The sequence below is a fragment of the Sphingomonas sp. R86521 genome, assembly GCF_042466235.1.
Taxonomy (GTDB): Bacteria; Pseudomonadota; Alphaproteobacteria; order Sphingomonadales; family Sphingomonadaceae; genus Sphingomonas.
The window spans coordinates 1,005,393-1,029,671 of record NZ_JAXHBY010000001.1; the positions used below are offsets into that span (position 1 = coordinate 1,005,393).

The 24,279-nt window shown below is 67.0% G+C and carries 23 protein-coding genes; 11 read left to right on the top strand and 12 right to left on the bottom strand.

Annotated elements, in window-relative coordinates; translation table 11 throughout:
• Positions 1 to 2 precede the first annotated feature (2 nt).
• Positions 3 to 938, top strand: a complete 936-nt coding sequence (gene era / locus SJY20_RS04750; protein ID WP_380785446.1) for a GTPase Era — start codon at positions 3 to 5, stop codon at positions 936 to 938.
• Positions 939 to 1,021: 83 nt separating this feature from the next.
• Here era and SJY20_RS04755 read toward each other — a convergent pair whose 3' ends face one another.
• On the bottom strand, positions 1,022 to 1,753 hold the full coding sequence (locus tag SJY20_RS04755) for an NAD-dependent deacylase (RefSeq protein WP_380785447.1): 732 nt from the start codon (positions 1,751 to 1,753) through the stop codon (positions 1,022 to 1,024).
• Positions 1,754 to 1,891: 138 nt separating this feature from the next.
• Between SJY20_RS04755 and SJY20_RS04760 the strand changes: the two genes are divergently transcribed.
• Positions 1,892 to 2,566, top strand: a complete 675-nt coding sequence (locus tag SJY20_RS04760) for a class I SAM-dependent methyltransferase (protein ID WP_380785448.1) — start codon at positions 1,892 to 1,894, stop codon at positions 2,564 to 2,566.
• Here SJY20_RS04760 and SJY20_RS04765 read toward each other — a convergent pair.
• Complete coding sequence (locus SJY20_RS04765) at positions 2,516 to 3,181, bottom strand: helix-turn-helix domain-containing protein (RefSeq protein ID WP_380785449.1); 666 nt, start codon at positions 3,179 to 3,181, stop codon at positions 2,516 to 2,518. The two genes, SJY20_RS04760 and SJY20_RS04765, sit on opposite strands and share 51 nt — an antisense overlap.
• A gap of 260 nt (positions 3,182 to 3,441) precedes the next feature.
• On the opposite strand from SJY20_RS04765, the gene SJY20_RS04770 reads away from it, so the two are divergent.
• Entirely contained in the window at positions 3,442 to 4,218 is a 777-nt protein-coding gene (locus SJY20_RS04770; protein ID WP_380785450.1) for a hypothetical protein, read from the top strand.
• Between the two features lie 152 nt (positions 4,219 to 4,370).
• Positions 4,371 to 5,888 carry a fumarate hydratase gene (locus SJY20_RS04775; RefSeq protein WP_380785451.1) on the top strand — a complete coding sequence of 506 codons (1,518 nt, stop codon included), beginning with the start codon at positions 4,371 to 4,373 and terminating at the stop codon, positions 5,886 to 5,888.
• Positions 5,889 to 6,046: 158 nt separating this feature from the next.
• On the opposite strand, the gene SJY20_RS04780 is transcribed toward SJY20_RS04775, so the two are convergent.
• Together SJY20_RS04780 and SJY20_RS04785 are read right to left on the bottom strand one after the other, a co-directional pair.
• A complete protein-coding gene (locus SJY20_RS04780; RefSeq protein WP_380785452.1) occupies positions 6,047 to 6,877 on the bottom strand; it encodes an oxygenase MpaB family protein in 831 nt (276 codons plus the stop codon).
• Positions 6,878 to 7,289: 412 nt separating this feature from the next.
• Positions 7,290 to 7,811 carry a hypothetical protein gene (locus tag SJY20_RS04785; RefSeq protein WP_380785453.1) on the bottom strand — a complete coding sequence of 174 codons (522 nt, stop codon included), beginning with the start codon at positions 7,809 to 7,811 and terminating at the stop codon, positions 7,290 to 7,292.
• 171 nt (positions 7,812 to 7,982) lie between these two features.
• Between SJY20_RS04785 and SJY20_RS04790 the strand changes: the two genes are divergently transcribed.
• Positions 7,983 to 8,297 carry a PRC-barrel domain-containing protein gene (locus SJY20_RS04790; RefSeq protein ID WP_380788566.1) on the top strand — a complete coding sequence of 105 codons (315 nt, stop codon included), beginning with the start codon at positions 7,983 to 7,985 and terminating at the stop codon, positions 8,295 to 8,297.
• Here the strand turns inward: SJY20_RS04790 and SJY20_RS04795 are convergent.
• The 3 genes from SJY20_RS04795 to uvrB all read right to left on the bottom strand — a co-directional run bounded on the left by SJY20_RS04795 (position 8,294) and on the right by uvrB (position 11,152).
• Positions 8,294 to 8,551 carry a HigA family addiction module antitoxin gene (locus tag SJY20_RS04795; protein WP_380785454.1) on the bottom strand — a complete coding sequence of 86 codons (258 nt, stop codon included), beginning with the start codon at positions 8,549 to 8,551 and terminating at the stop codon, positions 8,294 to 8,296. The genes SJY20_RS04790 and SJY20_RS04795 overlap by 4 nt on opposite strands.
• Positions 8,552 to 8,585: 34 nt before the next feature.
• Positions 8,586 to 8,867: a type II toxin-antitoxin system RelE/ParE family toxin gene (locus tag SJY20_RS04800; protein WP_380785455.1), complete on the bottom strand. Its 282-nt coding sequence runs from the start codon at positions 8,865 to 8,867 to the stop codon at positions 8,586 to 8,588.
• Positions 8,868 to 8,953: 86 nt separating this feature from the next.
• Positions 8,954 to 11,152: an excinuclease ABC subunit UvrB gene (uvrB, locus tag SJY20_RS04805; RefSeq protein ID WP_380785456.1), complete on the bottom strand. Its 2,199-nt coding sequence runs from the start codon at positions 11,150 to 11,152 to the stop codon at positions 8,954 to 8,956.
• A 119-nt stretch (positions 11,153 to 11,271) separates the two neighbouring features.
• On the opposite strand from uvrB, the gene SJY20_RS04810 reads away from it, so the two are divergent.
• Positions 11,272 to 12,843, top strand: a complete 1,572-nt coding sequence (locus SJY20_RS04810; RefSeq protein ID WP_380785457.1) for an amidase — start codon at positions 11,272 to 11,274, stop codon at positions 12,841 to 12,843.
• 37 nt (positions 12,844 to 12,880) lie between these two features.
• On the opposite strand, the gene SJY20_RS04815 is transcribed toward SJY20_RS04810, so the two are convergent.
• The gene (locus SJY20_RS04815) at positions 12,881 to 13,582 is read right to left on the bottom strand and encodes a L,D-transpeptidase family protein (protein WP_380785458.1); all 702 of its coding nucleotides are present in this window, start codon (positions 13,580 to 13,582) and stop codon (positions 12,881 to 12,883) included.
• 250 nt (positions 13,583 to 13,832) lie between these two features.
• On the opposite strand from SJY20_RS04815, the gene SJY20_RS04820 reads away from it, so the two are divergent.
• Together SJY20_RS04820 and SJY20_RS04825 are read left to right on the top strand one after the other, a co-directional pair.
• Positions 13,833 to 14,198 (top strand): hypothetical protein, encoded by a 366-nt coding sequence (locus tag SJY20_RS04820; protein WP_380785459.1) that lies wholly within the window; start codon positions 13,833 to 13,835, stop codon positions 14,196 to 14,198.
• Between the two features lie 80 nt (positions 14,199 to 14,278).
• A complete protein-coding gene (locus SJY20_RS04825) occupies positions 14,279 to 14,593 on the top strand; it encodes a DUF3297 family protein (RefSeq protein ID WP_380785460.1) in 315 nt (104 codons plus the stop codon).
• A 286-nt stretch (positions 14,594 to 14,879) separates the two neighbouring features.
• Here the strand turns inward: SJY20_RS04825 and SJY20_RS04830 are convergent, their stop codons facing one another.
• From SJY20_RS04830 to SJY20_RS04845, 4 genes are all read right to left on the bottom strand, one after another.
• Positions 14,880 to 16,748, bottom strand: a complete 1,869-nt coding sequence (locus SJY20_RS04830) for an ABC-F family ATP-binding cassette domain-containing protein (RefSeq protein WP_380785461.1) — start codon at positions 16,746 to 16,748, stop codon at positions 14,880 to 14,882.
• A 195-nt stretch (positions 16,749 to 16,943) separates the two neighbouring features.
• On the bottom strand, positions 16,944 to 17,891 hold the full coding sequence (locus SJY20_RS04835) for a cell wall hydrolase (RefSeq protein ID WP_380785462.1): 948 nt from the start codon (positions 17,889 to 17,891) through the stop codon (positions 16,944 to 16,946).
• A 208-nt stretch (positions 17,892 to 18,099) separates the two neighbouring features.
• A complete protein-coding gene (locus SJY20_RS04840; RefSeq protein WP_380785463.1) occupies positions 18,100 to 18,900 on the bottom strand; it encodes a LytR/AlgR family response regulator transcription factor in 801 nt (266 codons plus the stop codon).
• Positions 18,897 to 20,042, bottom strand: coding sequence for a sensor histidine kinase (locus SJY20_RS04845; protein WP_380785464.1), 1,146 nt, complete (start codon positions 20,040 to 20,042; stop codon positions 18,897 to 18,899). The genes SJY20_RS04840 and SJY20_RS04845 overlap by 4 nt, the downstream gene beginning before the upstream one ends.
• Before the next feature lie 146 nt (positions 20,043 to 20,188).
• Between SJY20_RS04845 and SJY20_RS04850 the strand changes: the two genes are divergently transcribed.
• From SJY20_RS04850 to SJY20_RS04860, 3 genes are all read left to right on the top strand, one after another.
• A complete protein-coding gene (locus SJY20_RS04850; RefSeq protein ID WP_380785465.1) occupies positions 20,189 to 20,632 on the top strand; it encodes a hypothetical protein in 444 nt (147 codons plus the stop codon).
• Between the two features lie 61 nt (positions 20,633 to 20,693).
• Entirely contained in the window at positions 20,694 to 22,949 is a 2,256-nt protein-coding gene (locus tag SJY20_RS04855; RefSeq protein ID WP_380785466.1) for a TonB-dependent receptor, read from the top strand.
• On the top strand, positions 22,937 to 24,223 hold the full coding sequence (locus SJY20_RS04860) for a PepSY-associated TM helix domain-containing protein (RefSeq protein ID WP_380785467.1): 1,287 nt from the start codon (positions 22,937 to 22,939) through the stop codon (positions 24,221 to 24,223). Before SJY20_RS04855 ends, SJY20_RS04860 begins: the two co-directional genes overlap by 13 nt.
• Positions 24,224 to 24,279: the final 56 nt, after the last annotated feature.

Sequence of the window (24,279 nt, forward strand, 5' to 3'; positions counted from 1 at the left end):
CGGTGAACGAAACATCCGAAACCAACCCGGCCCAAGAGCCGGCTCGCAACCTCCATTGCGGCCTCGTCGCCGTCGTCGGCGCGCCGAACGCCGGTAAATCCACCCTGGTCAACGCGCTCGTCGGCCAGAAGGTCGCGATCGTCAGCCCGAAGGCGCAGACCACCCGGGCCAAGCTGATGGGCGTCGCGATCCTCGGCGACACCCAGGTGTTGCTCGTCGACACCCCCGGCATCTTCGAACCCAAGCGCCGCTTCGACCGCGCGATGGTCGCCGCCGCTTGGGGCGGAGCGGAGGGCTCCGACATCATCGCGCTGGTGGTCGACGCGAAGGGCGGGATCGGCGGCAAGGTCACCGACATCGTCGAATCGCTGATCGGCCGCACCGAGCCGATCTGGCTGATCCTCAACAAGGTCGACCTCGCCGACAAGACCAAGCTGCTGATCCACGCCGAGAAGCTCAACGCGCTGCTCCCGTTCGCCGAGACCTTCTTCATCAGCGCCGGCACCGGCGACGGCATCGCGCACTTCAAGGCGGAACTCGCTAAGGCGATGCCCGAAGGCCCGTGGCATTACCCGGAGGACCAGGTCTCCGACGCCACCGAACGCTCGCTCGCGTCCGAAGTCACCCGCGAACAGCTCTATCTGCAGCTCCACGCCGAACTCCCCTATGCGAGCACGATCGAGACCGAGCAGTATATCGAGCGCCAGGACGGCAGCCTTGAGATCCACCAGCAGATCCTCGTCGAACGCCCCACCCAGCGCGCCATCGTCCTCGGCAAGGGCGGCCAGCGGATCAAGGAAATCGGCGCGAGGGCGCGCATCGAGCTGGCCAGCATCACGGGCAAGCCGGTGCATCTGTATCTGCACGTGAAAGTCAAACCCGGCTGGGACGAGGACCGCGAAACCTACCGCGACATCGGCCTAGACTGGGTCGACTGACCACCGGGCGGCTCCCTTAGCAACTTGTTCCCCCGCGAAGGCGGGGGCCCAGACTGGGCTCCCGCCTTCGCGGGAGAACAATCTTAGCCCAGCACCTCGTCCACCCAAGCCGGCACCAGCACCCCCGCCGCGCCGATCCGGGTCTCCTCGAAGAACACGCTCCCCATTGAAGGATCGAGGTTCAGCTCCAGCGTCGCAGCGCCGTAGTACGCGGCCGTCTGCACGAACCCGGCAGCCGGATACACCGCGCCCGACGTCCCGATCGACACGAACAGATCGGCCTGCGCCAACGCCGCCTCGATCCGCTCCATCTGGTACGGCATCTCGCCAAAGAACACGATGTCGGGCCGCAGCGCCGCCGACCCGCAAGCGCCGCACACCGACCCCTCCGGCAAAGCCCCCGTCCAGGGCTCCCGCGCACCGCACACTGCGCACAAGGCCGACAACAGCTCCCCATGCATATGCAGCATCCGCGTCGCCCCCGCGCGTTCATGCAGGTCGTCCACATTCTGCGTAACGATCAGCAACCCACCGCCCCAACCCGCATCCAACCGCGCCAGCGCCCGATGTGCGGCATTCGGCTTCACCCCCGCTAAGGCCGCGCGCCGCAAATCATAAAACCGATGCACCAACGCCGGATCCACCGCGAGCGCCTCGGGCGTGCAGACATCCTCGACCCTGTAACTCTTCGGACCAAGTTCGTCTTCGTACACATCCCAATAGGTTATGCCGCCTTTAGAGCGGAAGGTCGGGACGCCGGACTCGGCGGAAACGCCCGCCCCCGTCAGGATTACGATGTTCTGGATATCACGCATGGCCATTGAATACGCCGGCGGTGGAAGGGCCGGAAGTGGTGGAATGCGGACGGTCCGCTCGCGGGAAGCAGGTGCCCGTTTCACGATTTGATTGGCTGCTGATCTACTGCGGCGCGAAACGTTCAATCCCCCACGCCGATGGTCGGCCTAACACCGGCTATGACACAAGCCTTCGTACCCGCTCTTGGCCGTTTTGGCATGACCCGACATTATGACCGGGCGCTGGCATTCATGACGCGAGAGACCGTATGGCGCCGCGCGCTCGTTGACCGGTTCCAGGGGGTCGGCACCGGCACCGTCGTCGATATCGGCTGCGGCACCGGCTCGCTCACGATCGCTATCAAGACCGCTCATCCCCAAGCCCTAGTGATCGGAGTCGATCCCGATGATGATGCGCTGGCGATTGCACGGGCGAAAGCGGCGGCGAGCAACGCGACTGTCCAATGGGTCCGGACGATGGGCGACCGGAGTGTCGCGACGATTGGCGCGGGCGTGGCGGATATCGTCGTCTCGAGCCTTGTCCTGCACCAATGCCCGCTAGCGATGAAGCGCGCGATCCTCGCCGACGCGTGGGCGTTGTTGCGTCCCGGCGGGCGCCTGCTGATCTGCGATTACGGCGTGCAGCCCATGATTGCGATGCGAACCGCGTTTCTGTTGATCCAGTGCATCGACGGGTTCGACGCGACGGGACCGAATGCCGCGGGGATACTGCCGCAGCTGATCGGCGAGGCCGGCTTTACGGACGTTGCCGAAGACTTTGCCTTAGCCACCATGACCGGACGGCTGGCGATCTATTCCGCCGTGCGCGGCTGAGCGGAAAATGCCCGGTGTGATGCCGAACATCGCGCGCATCGTGCGGTTGAGATGTGCCTGATCGGCGAAATCGCCATCGATCGCCGCTTGTGCCAGCGTTGCGCCCCCGGCGATTGAGCGTGCGGCACGGCAAAGCTTGAGCCACAGCGTCCAGCGGCGGAGCGACCCGGCAAGCGCCCCGCGCGCGGCCTGCCGCAACCGATGCGGCGATATGCCGATGTCGCTGGCGACGCTCGCCAATGATCGGGGACCGGCCGTAACCTGTCCGATGGCCTGCCGCACCGCCTCGTCGAGCGCTGGGGTAGAGTGATGCGAGAAAGGAGCGCTTCCGACCATGATCGGCGCCGTCTGTCGTGCAACCAGGATGCGACCTTCCACGCTCGTCGGCTCGATCCAGCGGATGATCACGTCATCCTGCGGGTGGAGGCGATGAGGAACCAGCGATCCGATCGTCAGGCTCGATCCGGTGACGAGGCCCTCCGCCGTTTCGACGAACACTGCCCGGTCCATGCCCTGCACGACCTGAATGGCGAAATGAACGTGGAAGGCGTTGTCGCCAGCCGCGCCGCGATATTGCGCAGCGTGCGGTTCGAACGCGAAATCCCCTCGCCACATCGCTAGTCTTTCGGTCCCGCCGTGCGTCGATGCGGGCTTGGGTGGCGAAGAGCTTTGCCTAGTTGGCTTAGAGGCGCAAGGCCGCCGTCCGTGGCATCCCGCGGACGCGCCGCAATCGGCTGATACGATGGGACGGATGCGCCCGGTTGCCCCCCTCCGGCGTTGAGGAGCATCGACCACGCCACCGTGGCCGTCCGCGAGCCGATCGCCGGTGCCACCCTCGGCGTCGCGAGCCGGGAAAATCTGAAGGATCCGATGCGATGTTGACGAAGAAACTGGTGCTGCTGAGCGGCGTGATCGCGGTCCTGGGCGGCTGTGGCGACAAGCAGTCGGCCGGCAACGCGACCGCGGCGAACACCAGCGCAACCGCAAGCGCAACGCCCGCCGTCAACCGCGTCCGCGGTGTGATCACGGCGGTCGGCGCCAACGCGGTGACGGTCCAGACCTATGACGGCAAGTCGGTCGACGTGCCGCTCGACGCCAGCACAAAATACGCCTGGGTGGTCGCGTCGAACCTGTCGACGCTGAAGGACGGCGATTTCATCGGCACCGCGACCACCGGTCCCGACGATGCCCTGCGCGCGGTCGAGCTGGTGATCTTCCCCGAGGCGATGCGCGGCACCGGCGAGGGCCATTATCCCTGGGACGTCCCCGGCGCGGTCGCGTCCGCGGGTGGCGGCGCCAACGCGTCGAGCGGGATGACCAACGGGACCGTCGACGGGCAGAGTGCGATGACCAACGGCACCGTCGACGGGCAGAGCGCGATGACCAACGGCACCGTCGACCAGCAGAGCGGGATGACCAACGGCACAGTGACCGGGGGAGCCGGCAAGCCCGGCGGGACCAAGCTGACGATCTCGTACAAGGGCGGCAAGGCCCAGGTCGCGGTCCCGGTCGGGACGCCGATCGTCCGGTTCGAGCCGGCCGAGCGCGCGGTGCTGGCAAAGGGCCAGAAGGTGTTCGCGGTCGTTTCGCCCGGCGCCGCGGGCGCGAAATCGGTCGCGGTCGGCAAGGATGGTCTCACCCCGCCGATGTAAGGCGGTTCGTCCAAGAGCGGACCGGGGCAGCCACAAGCGGCGCCCCGGTCCGGTCCTTGCTACGAAAGCGAACAGGGGCGTGCTCGCGCCCGTCTTCATAAATCGCGCGAACGGGGGTATGGCGGCCGCATCCTCCCCTTCGAAGGCGCCGCATGACCGTCATCACCGAAGCCGACCTGATTGAAAGCGTCGCCGACGCGCTCCAGTTCATCAGCTACTACCACCCGATGGATTACATCCGCGCGCTGGGTGTCGCGTACGAGGCCGAGCAGTCTCCCGCGGCCAAGGACGCGATCGCCCAGATCCTGACCAATTCGCGGATGTGCGCGGAGGGGCATCGGCCGATCTGCCAGGATACCGGGATCGTCACGATCTTCGTGAAATGGGGCCAGGATTGCCGCCTGGAGTCGACGCGCTCGCTGCAGGAAGTCATCGATGACGGCGTGCGGAAAGCGTATCTCAACCCCGAGAACAAGCTGCGCGCGTCGATCCTCGCCGACCCCGCCTTCACGCGCCGCAACACCAAGGACAACACGCCGAGCGTGATGCATGTCGAGATGGTGCCCGGCAACACCGTCTCGATCGACGTCGCGGCCAAGGGCGGCGGGTCCGAGAACAAGTCGAAGTTCAAGATGATGAACCCGAGCGACTCGATCGTCGACTGGGTGCTCGAGATGATCCCGCAGATGGGCGCCGGCTGGTGCCCGCCGGGGATGCTCGGCATCGGCATTGGCGGTACCGCGGAAAAGTCGATGCTGCTCGCCAAGGAATCGCTGATGGGGGCGATCGACATGGCGCAGTTGAAGCAGCGCGGGCCGCGCAACGACATCGAGGCGCTCCGGATCGAGATATTCGACAAGGTCAACGCGCTCGGTATCGGTGCGCAGGGGCTTGGCGGGCTGTCGACCATCCTCGACGTGAAAATCTTCGACTGGCCGACGCATGCCGCGTCGAAGCCGGTCGCGATGATCCCCAATTGCGCCGCGACGCGCCACGCGCATTTCACGCTCGACGGCTCGGGTCCGGTGTATCTGGAGGCGCCGAAGCTCGACGAGTGGCCCGACGTCAACTGGACGCCGGACAAGGCTGCGATCCGCGTCGACCTCGATACGCTGACGCCCGAGGTGGTGCAGGGCTGGAAGCATGGCGACCGGCTGTTGCTCAACGGCAAGATGCTCACCGGCCGCGATGCCGCGCACAAGCGGATCGCCGACATGCTGGCCAAGGGCGAGCCGCTGCCGGTCGATTTCAAGGGCCGCGTGATCTATTATGTCGGTCCGGTCGATCCGGTCGGTGATGAAGTCGTGGGCCCCGCTGGCCCCACCACCGCCACGCGGATGGACAAGTTCACCCGGATGATGCTCGACCAGGGCCTGCTCGCGATGGTCGGCAAGGCGGAGCGCGGCGCCGATGCGACCAAGGCAATCGCCGAGCGGAAGTCTGCCTATCTGATGGCGGTCGGCGGTGCGGCCTATCTGGTCGCGCGTGCGATCAAGGGCAGCAAGGTGGTCGGCTTCGCGGACCTCGGGATGGAGGCGATCTACGAATTCGAGGTCAGCGACTTCCCGGTCACTGTCGCAGTCGATTCCGCGGGCCAGAACGTCCACCAGCTAGCGCCGCTGGTCTGGCGCGAGAAGATCGCACGGGAGGGGTTGCTGGTCGGGGCCTGAGGCCTCCCGCCCCGTCCCCAGTGCAGGCACGGGGGCCTCTAATTCCGTCACCCCAGCGAAGGCTGGGGGCTCCCGAGGCTTCTGTCCCGCGCCAGCCTCAGGAGATCCCAGCCTGCGCTGGGATGACGGGGGTTGGGAAGGGAGAAGCCACGATCGACTCACCGCGGCGCCATCGCCCAACGGAGGACGTTGCCCGCGCCGATCGCGCCCGCCCGCAATGCGAGCTTCTCGCGCAACGGCACCCGCAGGCCGTGCATCGCGCGCGCCCAAGGCGGCAACAGGTCGACCCCCGACTGCAGCAGGATCTGCTGCAGCGGGCGCGACGCCGGGTTCGGCGCGGGCTGCCCCAGCAGCACCTGCGCGACGTCGCGGGTTCGCGCATCGACTAGCAGCTTCCGGCGCATCCCCCGCAAATAGGTTTCGACCGCCGCCCGCGTCTCCGGCACCTCGGTAGCCCCCAGCCGCCGCGCGAGCGCCGCCATCTCGGCATAATAGCGGTCCTGCCGGGCGCCGGGAAAAGCCGGATCGCGGTAGCGGATATGCGCGGCGAGGAAGCTGCGCGCCTCGGCGACATGCACCCAGGTCAGCAACGCGGGATCGTCCGCCTCGTACGGCGTGCCGTCGGGCAGTGTGCCGCGAATATTGCGGTGGACGTGCCGCACGCGCGCGATCATCGCCTCCGCGCTCGCGGTCGACCCATAAGTGGTGGCGGCGATGAACCGTGCGGTGCGCTTCAGCCGGCCTGGCATGTCGTCGCGGAACCCCGAATGGTCCCATACCCCGGCGAGCACGGCGGGATGCAGCATCTGCAGCAACAGTGCCGAGACGCCGCCGATCATCATCGCGGTGAAGTCGCCGTGGACCTGCCAGCTCGCGGAGTCCGGACCGAACAGTCCGTCGTCGCCGGGCGGACGAGTCAGGTCGACAGCCGACGCCTCGTCGGATCCCATCAGCGTCCGGATCTGGTCTCGAATGGCGTCGCGCAGCATCGCGCTGATCTGGGGTGTGGCGACCGCTGCACCACCCTGCGAAGGAAAATAAGCCAGAAATGAAAAGAGGTTGCCGGGGCGCATCCCTGCGACCCGACAACCTCCAGACATGGTCAGCGGCCGGAGAGCTCCAGCCCGGAGGACCATGCGAACCGCCTTGCCTGTGAATCACGCCGTTGACTGGAGGAGGATACCTCCCGGCGCGACATCTCGGCGTTTAGCGGCGCGTCCCCCGAACGAACCGAACCGAACTCACTGCTGAACCATGAGACATCGGATCACCTCCTTTCGCTTGTTGAAACAACGCGGCCAAGCCTGGCCGCAACCGCAATGTGGCTTGCAGGCGGTCGCGATACAAGCGCTGATTTACGTGTTTTCGACAGTCCGTTTTCGGGGCGTTTTCGGCGGCCGACTAGCCCCGGCAATCCTCGGTCACGCGCTCGATCTCGGCCCAGGCGGGGACCACCAGCGTCGGCATCCCGGCCTGCGCGACCACGAAACGGCCACGGCTGAAGCCCATCGCCTCCAGGATCGGGTCGCCCGGCACCAACGCGGCGGCGACATAGGGCAGGGCGCCGCCGACCGGCTGCACCGCCAGGCCGCGCGTCGTGCTCGACGTCCGGATCGTCAGCGGCGTCACCGCAGTGCCCGCCCGCGACAGGAATATCTGCCGCGTGGTCAGGTCGCAGCGCAGCGTCAGCGACGCATCCGATCCCACCGGTCCGAACAGCGCGATCGATCCACGCGGGTCGCGGCGATAGGTCCAGGTGCCGGGACTATACGGCAGATCGCGCCAGTCCGCAGCAGGCATGGGGGGTGGCGGTGGTACCGGTCGCGGCTGTGCGATCGGTCGCGGCGGTGGCGGTGCGCTGGTCGGAGCGGCGACGCAGCCGCCGATCACGGCCAGCAGAGCGAGGGGGGCAAGGGCGCGCATGCCTCGCTATGGCGGATGCGCGGGAGCCGCTCAACCCGTCGCCGGTCCGACGTGTGGGAACCGCCGCGCCCTCCTACCGGTTCAACGTCGCGAACGTCCTGGAGAAACACCGTGTCCGATACCCCCGCTACCCCGACCCAGCTGCTCGTCCAGGCGAACATCTCCGGGACGATGAAGGTCGAGAGCCGTGACGGCGACGCGGTCGGATCGGTCCACGCCTTCATGGTCCACAAGGGCACCGGTCGCGTCACCCACGCGGTGCTGAGCCTCGGCGGCTTCCTGGGGATGGGCAAGAGCTTCTACCCGCTCCCCTTCGCGCTGCTGCAGTTCGACGCCGTCCGCGACCTGTACATGGTGACGATCGACAAACGTGTCCTCGAAGGTGGCCCCAGCTGGTCGAACAACGCACCGGTATTCGACCAGGCCTATGCCGACCGGGTTGCCAGCTATTACGGATCGGGCGCCGAGAATCTGACGGTAGGCTAGGCGGCGCGCGGGACGATGCGATCGAGCGCGCCGTTCAACGCGCGCTTGGCTTCGAGAAGTTCGTACTGGTTCTGCAGCCGCAGGAAGAACCCTTCGGACAGTCGGAAATACCGCGTGAGACGCAGGTCGAGTTCGCCATCCACTGGGCGGGCACCGCTGATGACGGACGCGACCTGATCCGGCGCAACGCCGATATCCCGAGCAAGCCGTTCGACGCTCAGTTCTTCGGGCTCAAGAAATTCGCTGACCAGCATCTTCCCCGCGTGCTCGTTCTCGAGCCAATCGGAGTCAGTGATAGTCGATAATCCCGACGTCATATGCGTCTCCGTCCTTCCAGGCGAAACATATGCGCCACTGCATATTAATGGAAATGGAATGTTGGCCCAGGCGGTCGTCCTTCAGCGCATGAAGGCGGTTGCCGGGCAGTTCCCCCAGTTCCTCCAATGATCGCGCGGCGTCCAGCAGCTTCATCCGACGCATCGAGCGCTGTTGGACGTCGGCGGGCAATCTACGGCTACGATCACCGTTCCAGATACGTTCGGTTTCCGGGTCTGCGAAGCTTCGGATCATGGGGCTCTCCGCGATGAACCCATGCTCTATGCTTCGCAGAACCCTACGTCGTTACCGCCGTCAGAGAGGAAGGACCGGTATCCGATCTACCGCGACCGGCTCCCCCCCATCCGCATCTTCTGGCTCTTCCCATAGCGCGTCTTGCGCGTGCCCGGCTTGCCCTCGTTCGAACGCCCCATCATCGGCGCCTTTTGCTGGTCGACCGGCAACCCGAGTTCGTCGTTCTCGAGCTGGCGGATCTCGTCGCGCAGGCGCCCGGCGGTCTCGAACTCCAGATCGCTCGCCGCCTTGCGCATCTGCTTCTCGAGATCCTCGATATACGCGCGCAGGTTGTGCCCGACCATGTGCGGGCGATCCTCGTCGATCGGGATCGTGACCTGGTCGCCGCTCGCGACGTGCGCGATGATGTCGCCGATGTTGCGCTTGATCGTGGTCGGCGTAATGCCGTGTTCGGTGTTGTAGGCGACCTGCTTCTCACGACGGCGCCCGGTCTCGTTCATCGCGCGCTCCATCGAGCCCGTGATGCGATCGGCATAGAGGATGACGCGCCCGTCGACGTTGCGCGCGGCGCGGCCGATGGTCTGGATCAGCGACGTCTCGGAGCGCAGGAAGCCCTCCTTGTCCGCATCGAGGATCGCGACCAGCCCGCATTCGGGGATATCGAGCCCCTCGCGCAGCAGGTTGATGCCGATCAGCACGTCGTACACGCCAAGCCGCAGGTCGCGGATCAGCTCGATGCGTTCCAGCGTCTCGACGTCCGAATGCATGTAGCGGACCTTGATCCCGGCCTCGTGCATGTACTCGGTCAGGTCCTCCGCCATCCGCTTGGTCAGCGTGGTCACCAGCGTGCGGTAGCCAGCCTCGGTAGTCTTCCGCGCCTCGACGATCAGGTCCTGGACCTGTTCCTCGACCGGCTTGATCTCGACCGGCGGATCGATCAGCCCGGTCGGGCGGATGACCTGTTCGGCAAAGACGCCGCCGGTCTGTTCCATCTCCCACGACCCCGGCGTCGCCGAGACATAAGTCGTCTGCGGCCGCATCGCGTCCCATTCGTTGAAGCGCAGCGGGCGGTTGTCGATCGCCGACGGCAGGCGGAAGCCGTATTCCGCCAGCGTCAGTTTCCGTCGGTGATCGCCGCGCGACATGCCGTTGATCTGGCCAATCGTGACATGGCTCTCGTCGACGAACAGCAGCGCGTTGTCTGGCAAATATTCGAACAGCGTGGGGGGTGGTTCGCCCGGCATCCGCCCGGTCAGGAAGCGGGAATAATTCTCGATCCCCGCGCAACTGCCGGTCGCCGCAATCATCTCGAGATCGAAATTGGTACGCTGCTCCAGCCGCTGCGCTTCGAGCAGCTTGCCCTCGATCACCAGTTCCTTCAGCCGCTCGGCGAGCTCGTGCTTGATCGCCTCGCCCGCCTGTTTCAGCGTCGGGCCGGGCGTGACGTAATGGCTGTTCGCATAGATGCGGATCGAGTTGAGGCTGGCGATCTTGCTGCCGGTCAGCGGATCGAACTCGGTGATCTCCTCGATATCGTCGCCGAAGAACGACACCCGCCACGCGCTGTCCTCATAGTGCGACGGAAAGATCTCGAGCGTATCGCCCTTCACTCGGAAATTGCCGCGCTGGAACGCCGCGTCGTTGCGCTTGTACTGTAGCGCGACCAGCTTCCGCACGATCTCGCGCTGGTCGACGGTCGTGCCCTTTTTCAGGTCGAAGATCATCGCCGAATAGGTCTCGACCGATCCGATGCCGTATAGGCACGACACCGACGCGACGATGATCACGTCGTCGCGTTCGAGCAGCGCGCGCGTCGCCGAATGGCGCATCCGGTCGATCGACTCGTTGGTCGAGGATTCCTTCTCGATGTACGTATCCGACCGCGCGACGTAGGCTTCGGGCTGGTAATAGTCGTAATACGAGACGAAATATTCGACCGCGTTGTTCGGGAAGAACGACTTCATCTCGCCGTACAGCTGCGCCGCGAGGATCTTGTTCGGCGCCAGGATCAGCGCCGGGCGCTGGACCGCCTCGATCACCTTGGCGACGGTGAAGGTCTTGCCCGACCCGGTGACGCCCAGCAGCACCTGGTCCTTCTCGGCATCGTTCACCCCGGCGACGAGTTCGGCGATCGCGCCGGGCTGATCGCCGCTCGGCGTGTATTCGCTGACAAGTTCGAACCGCTTGCCGCCCTCGACCTTGTCGGGACGTGCCGAAGGGCGGTGGGGTACGAAGGTCTCGCCGGTCTCGGGCTCGGCAAGGCTGGTGCGAATCTGAATGGCCATAGCGCCCGAATATGGGTTCGCGCACGCGGCCGCGCAACGCGCCCCGAACGATCTAGATGTGCGCTTGGCGGGCGTCGCAATCGCCGATAGCCTGACGTCGATAAAACAAAGGGGATACCATGCGCCGTCTGATGTTCGCGTTGCTGCTCGCCACCACCGGAGCGCCTGTCGGGGCAAGGACGGTCGCAGTCGAGGAGCGCTCGATCGACCAGCTCCAGGCGGATATGGCCGCGGGGAAGGCATCGAGCGTCGACCTGACCCGCGCCTATCTGGCGCGGATCGCGGCGATGGATCGCAAGGGGCCGACAATGCGCAGCATCATCGCGCTCAACCCCGACGCGCTGGCGCAGGCGAAGGGGCTGGACGAAGAGCGAAAGGCGGGGCGGGTGAGGGGGCCGCTTCACGGCGTGCCGGTGCTGATCAAGGACAATATCGAGACCGCCGATGCGATGCCGACGACCGCGGGCAGCCTGGCGCTGAAGGCCAACCTTACGCGCCGCGACGCCCCGGTGGTCGCGCAGCTGCGCGCGGCGGGTGCGGTGATCCTGGGGAAAACCAACCTCAGCGAATGGGCGAACATCCGGTCGACCCGGTCGATGAGCGGCTGGAGCGCCACGGGCGGCCTGGTCCGCAACCCCTATGCGCTCGATCGCACCGCCTGCGGATCGTCGAGCGGGTCGGGCGCTGCGATCGCGGCGAGCTTCGCGGCGGCGGCGGTGGGGACCGAGACCGACGGTTCGGTGGTCTGTCCGTCGTCGATCAACGGACTGGTCGGACTGAAACCCTCGATCGGCCTCGTCAGTCGCACCCATGTCGTGCCGATCAGCCATAGCCAGGACACGCCTGGACCGATGGCGCGCAGCGTCCGCGACGTCGCCACACTGTTGTCGGCGATGGTCGGGGCGGACCCGGCGGATGCGGCAACCGCAGGCGCGGTGAAGCGCGACTATACTGCCGGGCTGTCGGCCAGCGCGCTGTCGGGTCTGCGCATCGGCGTCGTCCGGCCCGAGATGACCGCCGATGTCGCTGCCCGGTATCAGGCCGCGCTCGACGTGCTGAAGGCCGCGGGTGCGGTACTGGTCGAGGTCAAGCAGCCCAAGCTCGAGGGCATCGGCGAGGCCGAGTTGCTGGTGCTGCAGACCGAATTGAAAGCCGATCTCGACATCTATCTCGGTACTAGTCCGGCGCCGATCGCGACCCGGTCGCTGGATCAGGTGATCGCGTTCAACACCGCCAACGCGCCGACCGAAATGCCGTTCTTCGCGCAGGAGACGTTCGAGGCGGCGGCCAAGACCAAGGGGCTGGCCGATCCCGCCTATCTGGCGGCGCGTGCGAAGTCGCTGCGGCTGGCGGGCGTCGAGGGGATCGACGCGATGCTTCGGACCGCAGGTGCGACCGTTCTGGTCGAGCCGACCTACGGCCCCGCGTGGCTCAGCGAACCGGTGTACGGCGACCAATATGGCGGCCCCAGTTCGAGCGAACTGCCCGCGATCGCCGGCTATCCGAACCTGACCGTGCCGATGGGCCTGGTCCGCGGCCTGCCGGTCGGCCTGTCGTTCATCGCGACGAAGTTCGGCGAGGCAGCGGTGCTCGGCGCCGGCTACGCGTATGAACAGCGTGCGAAGGCGCGCGTCGCGCCGCGGTATCTGCCCAGTGCGGATGTCGGTCCGGGATTGGCGGGAACGCCGTAATATCTTCGCAGGCCGCGCGGCTATGCGATGGGGTCGGTCAGGACGCGGCCTTGACCTGCTCGCCCAGCGACAGCCGCTCGCCCCGGCTGACGATCACGCGGTCGCCCAGCTTGACCGCGCCGAACAGCAGCTTGGCGAACGGCTTCGGCACGCCGACGCAGCCATGGGTGGCAAGGTTCGATCCGACCGCGCTGCCATGGATAGAGATGCCGTCGTTGGTCAGCCGCAGCATGTACGGCATCGGTGCGTCGTACAGGTTGGAGACGTGTTTCGCGTCCTTCTGACTGATCGCGAACACGCCGAGCGGGGTCGGCTTCTCGTCGGCGCCATAGACCACGACTGCGGTGCCGATCTCGTAGCCGCCGCGGAATACCGACAGCGTCTGCGCCTCCAGGTCGACCGTGACGACGATCGGCCCGGCAGGGACGCCGGCCTCGTCCCAGTAATAATCGCCGTGCACAAACGGCGATTTCACCGCCAGGATGCGCTTCACGACATAGCCGGCGTCGGGCGCAGGCGCGCGCGTTGGTGCGGGTTTAGCCGCAGGCGCGCGCGTTGGTGCGGGTTTAGCCGCGAGCGCGACCGGCCTTGCGATCGGCGCGGGCGCGCGAACCGGCGTCGCTGCCTGCGCCACGGCAGGCCGGCCCGGTGCGCCGAGCATCGCGACCGCGCCGGCCAGCCCCGCGGTCCCGGCCAGTACCGCGACCGCCACCATCTGCATCGCCCTGATCTTCGCCATCCAACCGACCCTTGCGTTGAGTGGACGGCATGCCGGGGATGCGGCGACGACGCCAGCAGCGATTGCGCGCTGTCCCGCCGCGATACGAACGGCGTCTATATTGTCCACGCTGGGGCGCCGCCCGCCTATACGTAGGGTTAACGCGCCGTTCCGCCATCATTCAGCCCGACTCGCGCAAAGACTGAAACACGGTCGGACACCTATGCGTTGTCCCATGTGGACCGGGCGTAACGAGTAATGGAGGTTCGCGATGAACGGATTGATAAAGAAGGCAGGTCTTGGAATCGCGCTGGCGGCGACGGCACTGACGGCGGCGGCACCAGCCGACGCGCAGCGCTGGGGGCGGGGTGGTTATGGTGGCTATCGCGGTCACCGCGGCGGCGACGTGGCCGGTGCGGCGGTGCTGGGCGGTATCCTGGGTCTCGGCGTTGGCGCGGTGATCGCCAGCAACAACAACCGCGGGCGCTATTATGACCGCGGCTACTACAACGACGGCTATTATCAGGGACCGCCGGTTCGCACCTATTACCGCGAGGATTATCGCCCGCGGTGCTGGAGCGAATGGCGTCGGGATCCCTATTATGGCGATCCAGTGCGGGTCCAGGTCTGCAGCTGATCGTGCAACAAGGCGTCGGGATCGCTCCCGGCGCCGTTTTTTTGTGGCGCGCGCGGGGCGGTTGCCGCTAACGCGCAGGCATGACCGAGACTCCAGACGCGCCGCAGGCCGAAGCCCCGAACTCCGACGCCGTTCAGGGCGACACCCCGCCCGATCGCCTGTCGACCAATTACCGCAGCCCGTTCTTCAAGCAGGACCTGCTGGAACGCGGCATCGGCATCCGCTTCAAGGGTGCGGTGCGCCACGACGTCGAGGAATATTGCATCTCCGAAGGCTGGATCCGCGTCGCGCTCGGCAAGAAGGTCGATCGGCATGGCAATCCGCTGACGCTGAAGCTGTCGGGCGATATCGAGGCGTGGTTCGAGCGGCCGGCGGCGGACAAGGCTGCGGACTGAACGCCAAACCCCCGTCATCCTGACGAAAGTCAGGACCCAGAGCCCCAAGCGCCAGCGCCCGTAACCCTGGGTCCTGACTTTCGTCAGGATGACGAGGTAGAAGCAGGATGACGGGGTCGAAATACGTCGCAGCGCCCCACACCCGTCACCACAGCGCAGGCTGCGGTCTACCCGTTGGCGGACGCTGTGCCCCGAACCGGGAGATCCCAGCCTTCGCTGGGATAACGGATTGGAAGAGCTGGGATGACAGAGGCGGGCAGGGAGGACGGAGCGTGTACGTCGCGCCCTAAGCCGCCACCCCCTCCAACGCCTCGCTAGCCTCAAGCCACTTCGCCTCGCTAGCATCCAGCTTCACCTGGACCTCGGCGCGGCGCTTGTTCAGATCCCCCATCGACATCCGCGAAAACCGCGGCTCGGCCTTGGCCGGATCGGTCATCGCCAGGTCGAGCGCGGCGACTTCCTTGGTGAACTTGGCGGTCTGTTCCTCCAGCTCGCGCAACGTCTTGCGCATCGCCGCGTCGTTGCTCTTGGCATCCGCGGCGGCCTTCTTGCCTGCCTTCTTGTCGGCCTTCGACGCGGCATCGCCCTTGCCGCCGTCGCCCTTCAGCACCAGCGCGATATAGTCGTCGAGGCTGCCGTCGAATTCCTTCGCGGTGCCGTCGTCGACCAGCACCAGCCGGTCGGCGGTCAGCTCCAGCATGTGGCGATCATGGCTGACCAGCACCACCGCGCCGGTATAGGCGTTGAGCGCCTGGACCAGCGCCTCGCGCGCATCGACGTCCAGATGGTTGGTCGGCTCGTCGAGGATCAGCATGTGCGGCGCATCGCGCGTGATCAGCGCCAGAGCGAGGCGCGCACGCTCGCCGCCCGACAGCTTGCCGACCTTGGTCGTCGCCTTGTCGCCCGAGAACCCGAACCGGCCCAGCTGACCGCGCACCGCAGCAGGGGTGGCCCCCTTCATCAGGTGCGTCATATGCTCGATCGGGGTATCGTGCGGATCGAGTTCCTCGACCTGATACTGGGTGAAATACCCCACCTTCATCTTGTTCGACGACGCCATCGCGCCGTCCATCGGCGCGAGCTGCGCCGCCAGCAGGCGCGCGAGCGTGGTCTTGCCGTTGCCGTTGCGCCCCAGCAGCGCGACCCGGTCGTCGGGGTCTAGCCGCATGTTCAGTCGCTTCAGGATCGGCACATCGGCATAACCGACGCTCGCCATGTCGAGGGTGATCAGCGGCGGGCGCAGTTCGGTCGGGTTGGGGAAGCCGAACGACAGCGTCGGATCGTTGAAGCTCTCCGCGATCGGCTGCATCTTCGCGAGCATCTTCTGGCGGGACTGGGCCTGCTTCGCGGTCGACGCACGGGCGGAATTCTTAGCGATATATTCCTGCAGCTTCTCGCGCTGCACCGCCTGGTTGGCGCGCGCCGCCTCGATCTGCGCAAGCCGCTCGGCACGCTGGCGTTCGAACGAATCATAGCCGCCGGGGTAGAGCGTGATCTTGCCACCCTGCAGATGCAGGATGTGATCGACCACGTTATTGAGGAAGTCGCGCTCGTGGCTGACCACCACGATCGTTGCCTTGTAGCCCTTGAGGAAGTCCTCCAGCCACATCACCGCCTCGAGATCGAGATGGTTCGAGGGCTCGTCGAGCAGCAGCAGGTCGGGCTGCGAGAACAGCAGAGCGGCGAGCGCGACGCGCATCTTCCAGCCACCCGAGAAGCTGTCGAGCGTGCGCGCCTGCATCTCCTCGTCGAAGCCGAGGCCAAGCAGGATCTGCGCGGCGCGGGCCGGCGCGGTATAGGCGTCGATCGCGATCAGCCGCTCGTACACGTCGCCGAGCCGGTCGGGATCCTCGCTGGTCTCGCTCTCGATCATCAGCGCGGCGCGTTCGGAATCGGCTTCGAGCACGGTCTCGAACGGCGTCTTGACGCCGTGCGGTGCCTCCTGCGCGAGATAGCCGATGCGGGCGCCGCGCGGCATGTCGGCGGAACCGTCGTCGGGTTCGAGCTGGCCCGCGATCACGCGCACCATCGTCGACTTGCCGGCGCCGTTGCGCCCGATCAGGCCGACGCGGCTGCCCGGTGGCAGCGACGCACTGGCGCCGTCGAGGATGACGCGGCTGCCAAGGCGCACCGTGATATTGTTCAGGTTCAGCATGCGCGCGCCGTTAGCAGATGCAGCACGGATTTGCGAGGGCGGGTGTCGTCTCCGTCATACCGACGAGTCGCGATATCTGCTCCCCTCCCTGGAAGGGAGGGGCTGGGGGTGGGTTGGCTCACGAGGGATCGCGGTGTCTGCCCCAAGCCGACCCACCCCCGACCCCTCCCTTCCAGGGAGGGGAGATAAGCCGCGTCAGATCGGCGCGCTTTCCTCGCCGACGGTGGCGGCTTCGGTGCCGGTATCCAGCGCACCCGGCTGGTGTCCGCCGACATGCACCCGCACGCCTGCATAATTGACGCGGACCAGTTGCGGCGCGGCGACGGGCGCGATCTTGCCCCGGTGCACCGTGACCCCGGCGACGGTCTCGTTGCCGCGGTGCACGGTGACGCCCTCGACCGTCATCGACGTCGCGGCGACCGCGAGGGACGGCACGCCGGGTTCGACACCCGCATAAGCCTGGCGGAACGTCAGCGCGCGTTCCAGTGCGCCCTGCCAGCGATAGAACACGTGCGCCCCGACCGTCGTGATCCGCGCCAGGCTCGACGCCCACCACGGCAGGATGCTGGTGGTATGGAACGACGTCGCCGCACCGACCGCGGCATAGACGCTACCCGACAGCGCCGCGTCGGCGACGGCGCGCGCGCGGTCCCAGGGGCCGGGCTCGCGCGGGCGCATCATCGATCCGTCGCAGGTGAAGCTGAACTGGCACCCGGTGCGGCGCTGCGATCCCTGATAGACCACGCCGCACACGGTGTCGGGAAAGGCGCGGTCGCGGACGCGGTTGAGCACGACCTGCGCGACCGCCCGCTGCCCGTCGACCGATTGCGATCGCGCTTCGTAATAGACCGCGGCGGTCAGGCAATCCGCGGCGCGCGCGGCATCGTCGGTGGTGCGCGGCGCCATGAACGGCGGCGCCGCTACCGAGGCGAACGCGGTGCGGCCGTCCTCGGGCGTCAGCGCCTTGGCGGAGATGTCGTCGGGTAGGCTCAGCGCCATGCGCTGCAACAGCGCGCGCGCATCGGGCACCGCCTGGACGCGCGACACCGGTTTCGGATGATCGTCGGGCACGCAACTGGTCGCGAGTACCAGTGCGGGCAGCCCGATCAGGCCGTGAACATAGAGAGAGCCGCGCTTCGCCATGCTCGCGGGGCGTAGCGGGCAGGGGTTGTGGAGTGGTTAATGCGCCTACTGCGAAGCACGTACCTCGCCGCCAATCCGTCACCCCAGCGTAGGCTGGGGTCTCTCTTTGGGCGGACGCTGTGGCCCGACCCGGGAGATCCCAGCCTTCGCTGGGATGACGGTGGGGTGCTGGGATGGCGTCAGGATGTCGGTTTGACGACGAATCAGATCAGTGCACGAACCGCGCGACGACATCGCGGTACGACCGGCTGACCTTCACGCTCGCCCCGGAATTCAGCACCAGGAAGCATTCGCCATTGGTATGCGGCTTGACCTGCTTGACCAGGTCGAGGTTGACGATCGTCGAGCGATGCACCCGCTGGAACCGCCGCGGATCGAGCCGCTTCTCGAGGTCCTTCATCGTCTCACGCAGGATCAGCGTGTTGTCGCCGGTATAGATGCACATATAGTCGCCGGCGGCATCGATCCGCTCGATCGTATCCACATCGACGCGGAAGATCTGGCCGCGATCCTTGATGTTGATGAGCTTTTCGAAGCGGTTCGCCTGCACCGCATCAGCGTTGTCGGACATGTCCGCGGCCGCATCGGGTGCGACATCGGCGAGCACTTCGCGCAACCGGTCGACCTCCTCGACGCCGCGCTTCTCGTTCAGACGCTGGCGGACCCGCTCGATCGTATCGGCTAGCCGTGATTCCTCGACCGGCTTCATCAGGTAATCGACCGCCTGCGCCTCGAACGCGCGGAGCGCATGATCGCTATAGGCGGTGACGAACACGAACAGCGGGGGTTCGACCTCCATCAACCCCTGGACGACGGAGAAGCCGTCGAACCCGGGCATCTGGATGTCCAGGAAGACCAGGTCGGGCTTGTGGGTCTTGATCGCGCGGATCGCCTCGCGGCCGTTCGAGCATTTTTCGATGATCTCGACGTCTTCATGGGCTTGCAGCCGGAGCTCCAGGCCCTGGATCGCCAGCGGCTCGTCGTCGACGAGAATGGTACGGATGGTCATGCGGCCTCTCTGTTCACGTCTTCGAGCTGGTACGGAATCTCGATCTCGACCGAGAAGCCGCCAGCAGGCGTGGAGCGCGTTTCGAAACGGTGGTCGGCCCCGAAGGACTGCACCAACCTGTCCCTTATATTGGCGAGCCCCACGCCGGTTGAAAGGCTTGAACTGATCCTGCCCTCGATCAACCCCGGTCCGGTGTCGGATACGGCGATCTGCACGCGTTCCCCGGCGAGCCGCACGCGGACGCGGATTTCGGCGCCTTCCTCCTGCGGCGTGACCGCATATTTGATCGCGTTCTCGACCAGCGGCTGCAGCAGCAGCGACGGCAGTCGGGCGCGTTCGGCGCGGGGGTCGATGTCGAATTCGGGACGCATCCGGTCCTCGAACCGCATCTTCTCGATCTCGAGATACAGTTTCAGCTGGTCGATCTCCTGCGCCACCGTGACGTGCGCGGTCGGTTCGTTGGCCAGCGTATAACGCAGGAACGACGACAGCCGGCTCAGCATCGCATTGGCGCGCTCGGTCTGCTTGAGCAGCACCAGCGTCGAGATCGAATTGAGCGTGTTGAACAGGAAATGCGGGTTCAGCTGATAGCGCAGCATCGCCAGCTGTGCCGACGACGCCTGCGATTCCAGATGCTGCATCTGGTCGATCTGGTCCTCGACGATCAGGTAGAAGTTGATCCCGAAATACAGCGCGGACCAGCCCGCCAGCGTCACGAAGTTGAGGAACACGAACCCCAGCAGCAGCGTGATCGTGATTCCCGGATTGCTGGTCTTGATGAACGAGAAGGCGAACGCGTCGAGAATGACGTACAGGAACGTCGCCGCCGCCAGCGTCGCGACCGTCAGGAACAGCCCCAGCACGCGCGGGATGCGGCGGTACGATCCGTACAGCGTCGAGAGCAGCAGCGTGATGCAGTAGCCGATGATCGATTCGATGATCACCGGGATGATCACGTCCAGCGTGAGGCCGTTCGAGACCGACGACACCCCGCGCAGCACGAGGTAGCCGCTCCACCCCACCGCCTGCAGCGTCCAGAACGCGCGGCTCTTGTTCTCGAAGAACGGCCGCGCGGTGAACGGCAGGCGGCGGGTGGTCACGCCGGGCGTGCCGGATGCGGTAGGGGTGGGGAGCATGGCCATCGTTGCGCGCGGTCTTACACGCGGGCGGGGGCGGGTGCAAAAATAGGTGCGCAGGGCATTTCGCTGGTTCCGTCTCTGGGCAAACCAAGCGGCATCGGACCAAACGTCCACTTGTCCGATACCGAGCCACGCGCCACACGGTTTGGGTGAGCCTTTTGCGTCACCTCACGCCGCTGCAAGCGCGGCTGCTCCTGGCGCTGTTCGCCTGCGCGATGCTGGCGCGTGCGCTGGTGCCGAGCGGGTGGATGCCCGTCGCGACCGCGGACGGGGTCCGGATCGTGCCGTGTTCGGGCACCGGACCGCTGCTCCCGCAGGCCGCGGCGCCGATGGATCACGCCATGCCCGGGATGGCGCACAGGGATGCCATGGCGGGCATGGTGCACAAGGATGCCGATCACGGGGCGTCCGGCGTCGATCACCCCTGCGCCTTTGCCGGCGTCACGCCGGTCGTCGATGCACCGGCGCTGGCCGTTGCCCCGCCGCCACTATTCGTACGCACCACGCCCGCACCGGTCCGCACGCTCGTGTCCGTCGGTCACGGACTGGCCGCACCCCCGCCGCCGCAGACCGGACCGCCGCCCTTCGCCTGAGTTTTGCAGCGCAGCCGCCTTTTGACGGTGGAGCGCCACGTCCAGGTTCGAAGGAAATTCCATGTACACGCATTTCGCGCTGATCGGCGCGCCGATGCTCGTCCTCGTCGCGGCACCCGCCGCGGCGGAGGACGAGCGCAAGACCGATATCATCGTCACCGCCCGCAAACCCGTCCCCCAGGAGCAGCCCGCTACCCAGGCGAGCGTCGACGCCGCGACCATCGCCGCGACCGTCAACGCGGTGAACGTCGAGGATACGCTGAAATACCTGCCCAGCCTGCTGGTCCGCAAACGCCATATCGGCGACACCCAGGCCCCGCTCGCGACCCGCACCAACGGCGTCGGGGCCAGCGCCCGCAGCCTGGTCTATGCCGATGGCGCGCTGCTGTCGGCGCTGATCGGCAACAACAACACCAATGCGTCGCCGCGCTGGGGCCTGGTCAGCCCGCAGGAGATCGCGCGGATCGACGTGCTCTACGGACCTTATTCGGCGGCCTATCCCGGCAACGCGATCGGCGCGGTCGTCAACATCACCACGCGGCTGCCCGACCGGCTGGAGGCGACGGTGACCGGCGGCACCAATCTCCAGACCTATGACCAGTATGGCACGCACCAGACACTGCCGGCCTATCAGTTCGGCGCGACGCTGGGCGACCGGTTCGGACCGCTCGCGCTGTTCGGCAGCTACGACCACGTCACCAGCAACAGCCAGCCGCTCCTGTTCGTCACCGCCACCCGGCCGGCGCCGGCCAGCGGCGCGGGCACGCCGGTCACCGGCGGCTATGACGACGTCAATCGCACTAACGTGCCCATCCGCGTGCTCGGCGCCAGCGCGATCGAGCATCAGCAGCAGGACCGCTTCAAGCTGAAGGCCGCGCTCGACGTCACGCCGTCGATCCGCCTCAGCTATGTCGGCGCGCTGTTCCTCAACGATACCGACGCGGTCGCGCAGACCTATCTGCGCGACGCGGCCGGCACGCCGGTGTTCGCGGGCACCGTCAACAGCGGCAGCCGCACCTACACGCTGGCGCCCGCCGCGTTCTCCGGCGGCACCTATGCGTTCGACGAGCGCCACTGGAGCCATGCGCTGTCCGCGACCGGCAGCGGCGCGGTCGACTGGCAGGTGATCGGCACGCTGTACGATTATGCGCAGGACGATCAGCGCAGCCCGACCACCGCGCTGCCCGCGGCGCGGACCGGCGGGGCGGGGACGATCACCCGGCTCGGCGGTACCGGCTGGACGACGCTCGACGCGAAGGCCGGCTGGAACGCCACCGCGGCGCACCGGATCGACATCGGCGCGCATTTCGATCGGTTCGAACTGCACAGCAACCGCTACGTGACCGACGACTGGATATCCGGCCAGCCAGGGCAGCTGAACCTCGCCTCGCGCGGTCGGACCCGGACCGCGGCGCTGTGGGCGCAGGATGCTTGGCGCATGACGCCGGCGGTCACGCTGACGCTTGGCGGGCGCTACGAATGGTGGCGCGCCTATGACGGCAGCAACTTCTCGCTCGCCCCGGCGATCGCGGCGACCCAGCCCGTCCTCACCGCCGCGCGCTTCTCGCCAAAGGCGTCCTTGGCCTGGGACGCATCCCCGGTCGTCACGCTGCGCGCATCGTTCGGCACCGCGTGGCGCTTTCCGACCGTCGGCGAACTCTATCAGATCGTCACGACCCCGGTCGCCGCCGTCCCCAACCCGAACCTGAAGCCCGAACGCGCGCTGTCGGAGGAACTGAGTGCGGAGCATCATGACGATCATGGCACGCTGCGCGTGTCGCTGTTCAACGAAAGCATCCGCGACGCACTGATCTCGCAGACCGGGCCGCTCAACGGCACCCCGACGCTCGCCACCTTCGTCCAGAACGTCGGCCGGACCCGCGCCCGCGGCGTCGAGGCGGCAGTGCAGCGCGTCGACATCGTGCCGCGGTTCGACCTGACCGGCAGCGTCACCTATGCCGACGCCACCACGCGAGAAAACGCAGCCTTCCCCGCCGCGGTCGGGAAACGCCTGCCGCAGGTCCCGAAATGGAAGGCGACGCTGGTCGGCACCTGGCGCCCGGTCGACGGCGTCTCGCTGACCGCGGCGGGGCGCTATGCCAGCCGCTTCTACGGCACGCTCGACAACAGCGACGTGGTCGGGAACACCTATCAGGGCTTCTACAAATACCTGGTCGTCGACCTCCGCGCGCAGTTCAAGGTCGGCGAGCATTACACGCTGGGGCTGGGCGTCGATAACGTCGGCAACGACCGGTATTTCCTGTTCCACCCGTTCCCGCAGCGTAGCTTCCAGGCGGACCTGACATGGAAACTGTGACGCGCGCGAACGGCGCCGGTGCGTCGTGGTACAATGCGGTCTGGCGCTGGCATTTCTATGCCGGGCTGTTCTGCATGCCGTTCGTGCTGTGGCTGTCGGTCACCGGCACGATCTATCTCTGGAAGCCGCAGATCGAAGTGTGGCAGGACCGCGCCTACGATACCCTTCCAGTGCAGGCGCCGCGCGCCGCCCCGGACCGCATCGTCGCCACCGCGCTCACCGCGGTTCCCGGCGCACACCTGTCGAAGTACCAGCTGCCGGTGTCCCCGAACCAGGCGGTCCGCGTGCTGGTCGCGAAGGACGGCGTCGAGACCCGGGTCTATGTCGATCCCTACCGTCTCCGCGTCCTGAACAGCGTCCGCGAGGATGGGCGGCTGATGAAGACGATCTCGGCGCTCCACGGCACGTTGCTCGCGGGCGCCCCCGGCAGTTGGCTGGTCGAGATCGCGGCGTGCTGGACCATCACGATGCTGCTCACCGGCCTCTATCTCTGGTGGCCACGCGGGCGAAAGGGGCTGGGCGGTATCCTTTACCCGCGCTGGCGCAGCGGACGGCGGTTGTTCTGGCGCGATACCCATGCGGTCGCTGGGATCTGGGTCAGCGTCGCGGCGATTTTCCTGATCGCCACCGGCCTGCCCTGGGCCAACGCCTGGGGCGGCTATCTCGGCGCGGTCCGCACCGCGACCGGCACCACCGATGGCCCGGTCGACTGGAAGGTCGCGGGCAAGCCGGACGCGCATGCCGAGCACCGGGGCACGGCAATGCCTGCGGCCGAACCCGGCAATCTCGACGCCGTCGTGGCCACGGGCGCTCGCCTCGCGCTCGCCCCGCCGGTGCTGATCGCGCCGTCCGGAGCCGATCGCTGGACGATCAGCTCGGACTCCGCCAACCGGCCAGAGCGCAGCCGGGTCACCGTCGACGCCGCTACCGGCCGGATCCTCGACCGCCGCGATTTCGCCCAGCGCCAGTGGATCGACCGCGCGGTCGGCTACGGCGTCGCCATCCACGAAGGCGCGTTCTTCGGCCTCGCCAACCAGATCCTCGGCACGCTGGTGACCGCGTTGCTGGCGACGCTGTCGGTGTCGGGCGCGGTGATGTGGTGGCGTCGCCGCCGCCCCGGCACGCTGGGCCAGCCGCCGCGGCTCGGCCGTCCGCGCTACGGCTGGAGCCTGGCCGGCACGATCGCGGCGCTCGGCGTGGCGATGCCACTGTTTGGCGCCACCCTGATCGGCGTGCTCGCGGTCGACCGGCTCGCGACGCTCCGCCGCCGATAACGAAAAGGGCCGCCGTCCCGGATGGAACGGCGGCCCCTTCAGCCGATCGATGTCAC

Excerpts from the sequence above, each read along its gene's own strand:
- SJY20_RS04755 (WP_380785447.1), bottom strand. The coding sequence starts at position 1,753 with ATGCGTGATATCCAGAACATCGTAATCCTGACGGGGGCGGGCGTTTCC.
- SJY20_RS04760 (WP_380785448.1), top strand. The coding sequence starts at position 1,892 with ATGGTCGGCCTAACACCGGCTATGACACAAGCCTTCGTACCCGCTCTT.
- SJY20_RS04765 (WP_380785449.1), bottom strand. The coding sequence starts at position 3,181 with ATGTGGCGAGGGGATTTCGCGTTCGAACCGCACGCTGCGCAATATCGC.
- SJY20_RS04770 (WP_380785450.1), top strand. The coding sequence starts at position 3,442 with ATGTTGACGAAGAAACTGGTGCTGCTGAGCGGCGTGATCGCGGTCCTG.
- SJY20_RS04775 (WP_380785451.1), top strand. The coding sequence starts at position 4,371 with ATGACCGTCATCACCGAAGCCGACCTGATTGAAAGCGTCGCCGACGCG.
- SJY20_RS04780 (WP_380785452.1), bottom strand. The coding sequence starts at position 6,877 with ATGCTGCGCGACGCCATTCGAGACCAGATCCGGACGCTGATGGGATCC.
- SJY20_RS04785 (WP_380785453.1), bottom strand. The coding sequence starts at position 7,811 with ATGCGCGCCCTTGCCCCCCTCGCTCTGCTGGCCGTGATCGGCGGCTGC.
- SJY20_RS04790 (WP_380788566.1), top strand. The coding sequence starts at position 7,983 with ATGAAGGTCGAGAGCCGTGACGGCGACGCGGTCGGATCGGTCCACGCC.
- SJY20_RS04795 (WP_380785454.1), bottom strand. The coding sequence starts at position 8,551 with ATGCTGGTCAGCGAATTTCTTGAGCCCGAAGAACTGAGCGTCGAACGG.
- SJY20_RS04800 (WP_380785455.1), bottom strand. The coding sequence starts at position 8,867 with ATGATCCGAAGCTTCGCAGACCCGGAAACCGAACGTATCTGGAACGGT.
- uvrB (WP_380785456.1), bottom strand. The coding sequence starts at position 11,152 with ATGGCCATTCAGATTCGCACCAGCCTTGCCGAGCCCGAGACCGGCGAG.
- SJY20_RS04810 (WP_380785457.1), top strand. The coding sequence starts at position 11,272 with ATGCGCCGTCTGATGTTCGCGTTGCTGCTCGCCACCACCGGAGCGCCT.
- SJY20_RS04815 (WP_380785458.1), bottom strand. The coding sequence starts at position 13,582 with ATGGCGAAGATCAGGGCGATGCAGATGGTGGCGGTCGCGGTACTGGCC.
- SJY20_RS04820 (WP_380785459.1), top strand. The coding sequence starts at position 13,833 with ATGAACGGATTGATAAAGAAGGCAGGTCTTGGAATCGCGCTGGCGGCG.
- SJY20_RS04825 (WP_380785460.1), top strand. The coding sequence starts at position 14,279 with ATGACCGAGACTCCAGACGCGCCGCAGGCCGAAGCCCCGAACTCCGAC.
- SJY20_RS04830 (WP_380785461.1), bottom strand. The coding sequence starts at position 16,748 with ATGCTGAACCTGAACAATATCACGGTGCGCCTTGGCAGCCGCGTCATC.
- SJY20_RS04835 (WP_380785462.1), bottom strand. The coding sequence starts at position 17,891 with ATGGCGAAGCGCGGCTCTCTCTATGTTCACGGCCTGATCGGGCTGCCC.
- SJY20_RS04840 (WP_380785463.1), bottom strand. The coding sequence starts at position 18,900 with ATGACCATCCGTACCATTCTCGTCGACGACGAGCCGCTGGCGATCCAG.
- SJY20_RS04845 (WP_380785464.1), bottom strand. The coding sequence starts at position 20,042 with ATGGCCATGCTCCCCACCCCTACCGCATCCGGCACGCCCGGCGTGACC.
- SJY20_RS04855 (WP_380785466.1), top strand. The coding sequence starts at position 20,694 with ATGTACACGCATTTCGCGCTGATCGGCGCGCCGATGCTCGTCCTCGTC.
- SJY20_RS04860 (WP_380785467.1), top strand. The coding sequence starts at position 22,937 with ATGGAAACTGTGACGCGCGCGAACGGCGCCGGTGCGTCGTGGTACAAT.